Origin of the sequence: Streptomyces sp. NPDC059851, assembly GCF_042732005.1 — a bacterium.
Classification (GTDB): Bacteria; Actinomycetota; Actinomycetes; order Streptomycetales; family Streptomycetaceae; genus Streptomyces.
Genome location: NZ_JBHWJJ010000240.1, coordinates 1 through 6,310 on the forward strand (window position 1 = coordinate 1; position 6,310 = coordinate 6,310).

The following is a 6,310-nucleotide window of genomic DNA, read 5'->3' on the forward strand; positions in this document are numbered from 1 at the left end:
GCCGGTCGGCAGCCGCCCCCTCGCCCGTGTCCGTGCGGGGCCTAGTGCCCCTGCTCGTCGCGGCGGCGCTGCCACCGCTCCTCGATGCGGGTCATCATCGACCGACGTTGCCGGTTACGGCCGTGGGCCGAACCGCCTGCACTTCCGGAGACGGGGTGCTCGCCAGGCTTGGGCGCCTTGCGCCAACCGGTGACCACGAGGACCGTGCAGCCCAGCATGATGAGGAAGCCCACCACGCTGACCCACAGTACGTTCGGGATGATCACACCGGTCATGAGGAGCGCGATACCCACCACAATGCCTGCGACTGCCTGGTAGACCCGTCGCCGGGTGTACGTACGCAGTCCGCTTCCCTCAAGCGCTGTCGCGAACTTGGGATCTTCGGCGTACAGCGCTCGCTCCATCTGCTCGAGCATTCGCTGCTCGTGCTCCGAGAGCGGCACGGGAGTCCTCCTCATCCTTCGGTCGCGGGGGGTAGCGACCAGGGGTCCCCTTCAGGATAGGCGGGGAATCGCCCCCGTGATACCCGCCCTCCACGCCAGGTTCGAAAAATGCACTGCCGGAAAGGCACTGCCCCACAACAAAGCACTGCTCGAAACCGCGCCGGGGGAGCGGTCCGTGAGGCCGTTATTCCCCACCGGTCCGTCCGCCATGCCGGTCCCGTCCCCCGATCATACGGCGCAGGCCCGCGCGGCGGAGGGTGTCGGAAGGACCGGCGGAAACGGCCGCCGGTTCCCGGTTCCACGGGCGGGGGGAATTCAGGCGTGCTTCTCACCGAGTACGTGCAATTGCGTGGCGATGGCGTGGAAGGCGGGCAGCTCGGCGGCGGCCTCCTCCAGGCGCAGCAGCGCTTCGACCGCACCGGGCTCGGTGTCCACGAGCACGCCGGGGACGAGGTCGGCGAAGACGCGCACCCCGTGCACCGCGCCGACGTCCAGCCCCGCCCCGGCGACCAGCTCGGTGAGCTGCTCGGCGGTGAAGCGCCGCGGCATCGGGTCGCCGGAGCCCCAGCGGCCGGCCGGGTCGGCGAGGGCCGTGCGGGCCTCGGTGAAGTGGCCGGCGAGGGCGCGGGCGACGACGGCCCCGCCGAGGCCGGCGGCGAGCAGGCTCAGCGTGCCGCCGGGGCGCAGCGCCGCCACCGCATTGGCCGCGCCCTCGGCCGGGTCGTCCACGTACTCCAACACGCCGTGGCAGAGCACCACGTCGTACGACTCCCGCTCGACCACGTCGAGGAGGCCCTGGGCGTCGCCCTGCACCCCGCGGACGAGGTCGGCGACGCCGGCCTCGGAGACCCGGCGCTCCAGGCCGAACAGGGCGTTCGGGCTGGGGTCGACGACGGTGACCCGGTGGCCCAGGCGGGCCACCGGTACGGCGAACTTGCCGGTGCCGCCGCCGGTGTCGAGTACGTCCAGCACGTCCCTCCCGGTCGCCTTCACCCGGCGGTCGAGGGCCTCCTTGAGGACCTCCCACACCACGGCGGTGCGGAGGGAGGCACGGGGGCGGGAAGTGTCCGACACGGCTGATGACTCCTCGGCGCGGTAAGGGCGGGTGAACCGGGTCCCACCCTATTGCCTCCGGCAGTCCCGCAGCTCATCCCGCGTCAGGACGCTCCGGCCGGGGCTGCGGCAGGGTCTGCGCCACCGGCTGGAGCGCGAGCATCCGCTCGACCAGCCGCAGGAACATCGACGCGGCGCGCAGGAGGTAGTCCGCGTCCTCGCTGCTCGCCGCGTCGCGTATGCCCGCCTCGGCCCGGGCCCGCCGGGCGGCGCCGGAGGCGAACAGGGCGCTCCACTCGGCGAGTTCCGGCGCGAGTTCGGGAAGCACCTCCCAGGCGCTGCGGATGCGGGGCCGGCGCCGCGGGTGCGCCGGCTCGGGCCGCGCGCGGGCGGCGAGGACGGCCGCGGCGGTGCGCAGGGCGGCGAGGTGGGCGGTGGCGTAGCGCTCGTTGGGGCGGGTCAGCCCGGCGGCCTCGGCGAGGCCGTCGCGGGCTTTGTCGAGCAGGTCGAGCGCGGCCGGCGGGGCTGCCGACCTGCGCGGGATGGGGTGGACAGGGGACGGGGACGGTGTGGCCATGACGAACCTCCTGTCATCGGGTACTGCTGCTCTTCCTCTTCCCGGCGCTTGGTTCCGTGCCGTGGGTCCATCGTGACGTCTGCCACTGACAATCGCGCTGACCTGCGATTTCGAGGGTTCCGCGGGTCGTATCCGGTGCCGGGCGTGCGGGTGTCCGCGGCGGGTGATAGTTTTTGGACTGACCGGTCAGTTCAAAAGAGAGGGGGTCGGCGTGGACAGCCCGCACGGCGCGGCCGTCAAAGCCGAGAACTTCGGACTCAAGGGCCCGCGCGGCTGGGCGTTCCGGGGGGTGGGGATCGACGCCGCTCCGGGCTCGCTCCTCGCCGTGGTGGGCCCCTCGGGCACCGGCCGGACCTGCCTGCTCCTCGCCCTCACCGGGCGCATGAAGCCGAGCGAGGGCCACGCCGAGGTCGCCGGCCACCCACTGCCGAAGCGGATGGCCGCAGTCCGGCGGGTGGCCGCCCTCGGCCCGGTCTCCGGTGTCAACGACCTCGACCAGGCCCTCACCGTCGCCGAGCAGCTCCGCGAGGGCGCCCTGCTCCAGCGCCGCTACGAGGGCCCGCTCCGAGCCCTGCTGCGGCCCCGCGGCGAGCGCCGCGCCACCACTGCGGCCCGGATCGACGCCGCCCTGGCCGCCGCCGGCCTGGACCTGGACTCGCTGCCCAAGGGCCCGCGCACCTCCGTCCGGGACCTCGACCGCCTGGAGGCGGTCCGGCTGTCCGTGGCCATCGCCCTGATGGGCTCCCCGCAGCTGCTGGCCCTCGACGACCTCGACCTCAAGCTCTCGGGCGCCGAGCGCGCCGACGCCTGGGCCATGCTCCGCTCGATCGCCGACGCCGGAACCACCGTCCTGGCGGTGTGCAGCCAGGCCCCGGACGGCGTGCAGGTCCTGCACACGTCCCCCGCCGAGCCCGAGGCGAAGACGGCCGCGAAGCCCACGGCCGAGCCCGCCCGGAAGCCCGGGACCGAGACGGCCGCGAAGCCCGCGGCCCGGACCGGGACGGCGCCCGGGGCGGAGCCCGCCGCGAAGCCCGAGACGAAGCCCGCCCGGAAGGACACCGCGGAGCACGCGGCGAAGGACACCGGCACGGCCGAGACGAAGCCCGCGGCGGAGTCCCGCGCCGACGGCGAGGCGCAGACCGAGGCGAAGACCCCGGCCGACACGGCCGACGACGACACGAAGGGAGCGGACGATGCGCTCGCCGAAACTGGCCGCGCTTGAGCTGAAGCGGTTCGGGCGGGGGAAGCTGCCCAGGGCCGCCCTCGTCGCGCTGCTCCTGCTGCCGCTGCTCTACGGAGCCCTGTACCTGTGCTCCTTCTGGGACCCGTACGGCCGCCTCGACAAGGTGCCCGTCGCCCTGGTCAACGCCGACAAGGGCGCCACCGTCGACGGTAACCGCCTCGACGCCGGCGCGGACATCACCAAGAAGCTGCACGACAGCAAGACCTTCCAGTGGCACGAGGTGAGCGCGAAGGAGGCGGCCAAGGGCCTGGAGGACGGGAAGTACTACCTGACCCTGACCATGCCGGCCGACTTCAGCGAGAGGATCGCCTCCAGCTCCGGCGACGACCCGACGACCGGGGCCCTCCAGGTCCGCACCAACGACGCGAACAACTACATCGTCGGCTCGATCTCCCGCACGGTGTTCTCCGAGGTCCGCACCGCGGCGTCCACGAACGCCTCCCGGAAGTTCCTCGACAAGATCTTCGTCTCCTTCTCCGACCTGCACGACAAGACGGCCGAGGCCGCCGACGGCGCCTCCAAGCTCAAGGACGGCGCGACCAAGGCCCAGGAGGGCGCGAAGGAGATCGCGGACAACCTCGACAAGGTCGAGCAGAAGAACGGCGAGCTCACCGGCGGGCTGGAGAAGCTCGGCGAGGCCGCCACGAAGCTGAAGAAGGGGTCCAGGGACGTCGCGAACGGCACCCAGGTCGTCGCCGACAAGATCAGCGGCAACGCCGACAAGGCCCGCCCCCTCCTGAAGGACCCCAAGCAGGTCGCCGACGCCGCCCAGCTGGTCGCGGACACCGCCAAGGTCGTGAACAACCACCTCGACAAGATCACCCAGAGGGCCCCCGGCGCGGCCCGGGTCAGCAAGCAGGCCGCCTCCGTGGCCGCCGACGCCCACACCCGCAACTGCACCGGCGCGGCCGCGGCCAAGACGCCGCCGGCCGCCTGCACCGACCTCAAGAAGGTCAAGGACGTCACCGCGGAGGCGTCCCAGCTCACCGGCGACGTCGACACCCTGTTCAAGAACTCCAACGGCGACCTGACCAAGCTCCGCAAGCAGCTCGCCGACCTGGAGGCCAAGGCCCGCAAACTGGCCGCGGACGCCCCTCACCTGTCCGCCGACCTCGACGCCGCCGTCGCCAAGGCCAACGCCCTCAACGACGGCGCCCACAAGGTCGCCGACGGCATGGCCCAGCTGCACGCCGGCCTCATCAAGGCCACCAACGGCTCCGCGGCCATCGGCGACGGCGTCAGCAAGATCGGCGACGGTGCGCACAGCCTCGACGGCGGCCTGTACAAGCTCGCCGACGGCAACGGCGAACTGGCGAACGGCCTGCACGAGGGCGTCGGCAAGATCCCGGACTACGACCAGCAGCAGCGCGACGCCCGCACCGAGGTCATGGCCGACCCGATCAAGCTCGCCAACCAGTCCCTGCACAAGGCGCCCAACTACGGCACCGGCTTCGCCCCGTACTTCATCCCGCTCTCCCTCTGGGTCGGCGCGATGGTCGCGTACATGCTGATCGCGCCCGTGAACCGGCGCGCCCTGGCCGCCGGCGCCTCCCCCTGGCGGATCGCGCTCGCCGGCTGGCTGCCCGTCGCGGGCCTCGGCGCCCTCCAGGTCGGCCTGCTGATGGCCGTCCTGCACTGGGGCCTCGGCCTGGAGATGGAGCGCCCGGCCCTGACCATCGGCTTCCTGGTCCTGGTCACCGGCTGCTTCGCGGCGATCGTGCAGTGGCTGAACGCCAAGTTCGGGGCCGCCGGGCGGATCCTCGTCCTGGCCGTGCTGATGCTCCAGCTGACCTCGGCCGGCGGCACCTACCCCGTCGAGACCAGCCCGGGCTTCTTCAACGCCATCCACCCGTACCTGCCGATGTCGTACATCGTCGAGGGCCTGCGCCGCCTGATCACCGGCGGCGACCTCGCCCCCGTCTGGCAGGGCGGCGCCGTCCTGCTGGCCTTCACCGTGGGCGCCCTCGCCCTCACCTCGCTCGCCGCCCGCGGCAAGCAGGTGTGGACGATGGACCGGCTCCACCCCGAACTGAGCCTGTAGGGACCGTGCGACCTGTGAGAATCAGCCACATGGACAGCAGCAGCACCACCGCCGGCGGCGGCCGCCGCCAGGCGACGCGCCAGAAGCTCTACGAAGCGGCCGTCACCCTCATCGCCGAGCAGGGCTTCTCCGCGACCACGGTCGACGAGATCGCCGAGCGGGCGGGCGTCGCGAAGGGCACCGTCTACTACAACTTCGCCAGCAAGAACGAGCTCTTCGAGGAGCTGCTGCGGCACGGCGTCGGACTCCTCACCGCCTCCCTGCGGGCGGCGGCCGAGGAGACGGAGTCCCGCGGCGGCAGCCGGATCGAGGCGCTCGACGCGATGATCCGGGCCGGCCTGGTCTTCATCGACCGTTACCCCGCCTTCACCCAGCTCTACGTGGCCGAACTGTGGCGGACCAACCGCACTTGGCAGTCCACCCTGATGGTGGTCCGCCAGGAGGCGGTGGCAGTCGTGGAGACGGTGCTGCGCGAGGGCGTGGAGCGCGGCGAGCTCAGCGCGGAGATCGACGTGCCGCTGACGGCCGCGGCGCTGGTGGGGATGGTCCTCGTGGCCGCCCTGGACTGGCAGTCCTTCCAGCGCGAGCGGTCGCTGGACGACGTGCACTCGGCGCTGTCGCTGCTGCTGCGGGGACGGGTCAGCGGCAACGGCTGACCGCCGCCCCCCGATCGGCGGTTCTGCCGGCGGGCCCCGCCGCGTAGAACTGGTGGGGCCCGCCGCCGGTCCGCCGCGGAGCCTGAGTACCCGTACTCAGCCGAGGAAATGAGTACCCGTGCGGATGGGCCCCCACCTGCGCGGACGACAGACTGGGGCAACGGAACGGGGCCCGGTCCGGACCGCCGACACGGGGCGGCCGGTGCGGACCGGGTGCCTTCCGCCATGACCGGGACGGGGGACTGCGGCCCGGTGGTGCAGTGACGCCGGCGCGGCGGGGCTCGGGGGGATCGAGCC

At 72.8% G+C, this 6,310-nt stretch carries 6 protein-coding genes; 3 read left to right on the plus strand and 3 right to left on the minus strand.

Annotation, left to right across the window (positions count from 1 at the left end; translation table 11 throughout):
- Positions 1–41: 41 nt before the first annotated feature.
- From ACFV7Q_RS38110 to ACFV7Q_RS38120, 3 genes are all read right to left on the minus strand, one after another.
- Complete coding sequence (locus ACFV7Q_RS38110) at positions 42–443, minus strand: DUF3040 domain-containing protein (protein ID WP_385435535.1); 402 nt, start codon at positions 441–443, stop codon at positions 42–44.
- Positions 444–758: 315 nt separating this feature from the next.
- Entirely contained in the window at positions 759–1,517 is a 759-nt protein-coding gene (locus ACFV7Q_RS38115; RefSeq protein ID WP_385435536.1) for a methyltransferase domain-containing protein, read from the minus strand.
- A gap of 73 nt (positions 1,518–1,590) precedes the next feature.
- A complete protein-coding gene (locus ACFV7Q_RS38120; protein ID WP_385435537.1) occupies positions 1,591–2,073 on the minus strand; it encodes an SAV_6107 family HEPN domain-containing protein in 483 nt (160 codons plus the stop codon).
- A gap of 211 nt (positions 2,074–2,284) precedes the next feature.
- On the opposite strand from ACFV7Q_RS38120, the gene ACFV7Q_RS38125 reads away from it, so the two are divergent.
- From ACFV7Q_RS38125 to ACFV7Q_RS38135, 3 genes are read left to right on the plus strand one after another with little or no spacing between them, the layout of a single operon-like run.
- The gene (locus tag ACFV7Q_RS38125; protein WP_385435538.1) at positions 2,285–3,295 is read left to right on the plus strand and encodes an ATP-binding cassette domain-containing protein; all 1,011 of its coding nucleotides are present in this window, start codon (positions 2,285–2,287) and stop codon (positions 3,293–3,295) included.
- Positions 3,267–5,357, plus strand: a complete 2,091-nt coding sequence (locus ACFV7Q_RS38130; RefSeq protein ID WP_385435539.1) for a YhgE/Pip family protein — start codon at positions 3,267–3,269, stop codon at positions 5,355–5,357. Before ACFV7Q_RS38125 ends, ACFV7Q_RS38130 begins: the two co-directional genes overlap by 29 nt.
- A gap of 29 nt (positions 5,358–5,386) precedes the next feature.
- Complete coding sequence (locus tag ACFV7Q_RS38135; RefSeq protein ID WP_385435540.1) at positions 5,387–6,013, plus strand: TetR/AcrR family transcriptional regulator; 627 nt, start codon at positions 5,387–5,389, stop codon at positions 6,011–6,013.
- Positions 6,014–6,310 lie beyond the last annotated feature (297 nt).

Bases quoted from the DNA above. Each gene is read 5' to 3' on its own strand.
- ACFV7Q_RS38135 (WP_385435540.1), top strand. From the start codon at position 5,387: ATGGACAGCAGCAGCACCACCGCCGGCGGCGGCCGCCGCCAGGCGACG.
- ACFV7Q_RS38130 (WP_385435539.1), top strand. From the start codon at position 3,267: ATGCGCTCGCCGAAACTGGCCGCGCTTGAGCTGAAGCGGTTCGGGCGG.
- ACFV7Q_RS38120 (WP_385435537.1), bottom strand. From the start codon at position 2,073: ATGGCCACACCGTCCCCGTCCCCTGTCCACCCCATCCCGCGCAGGTCG.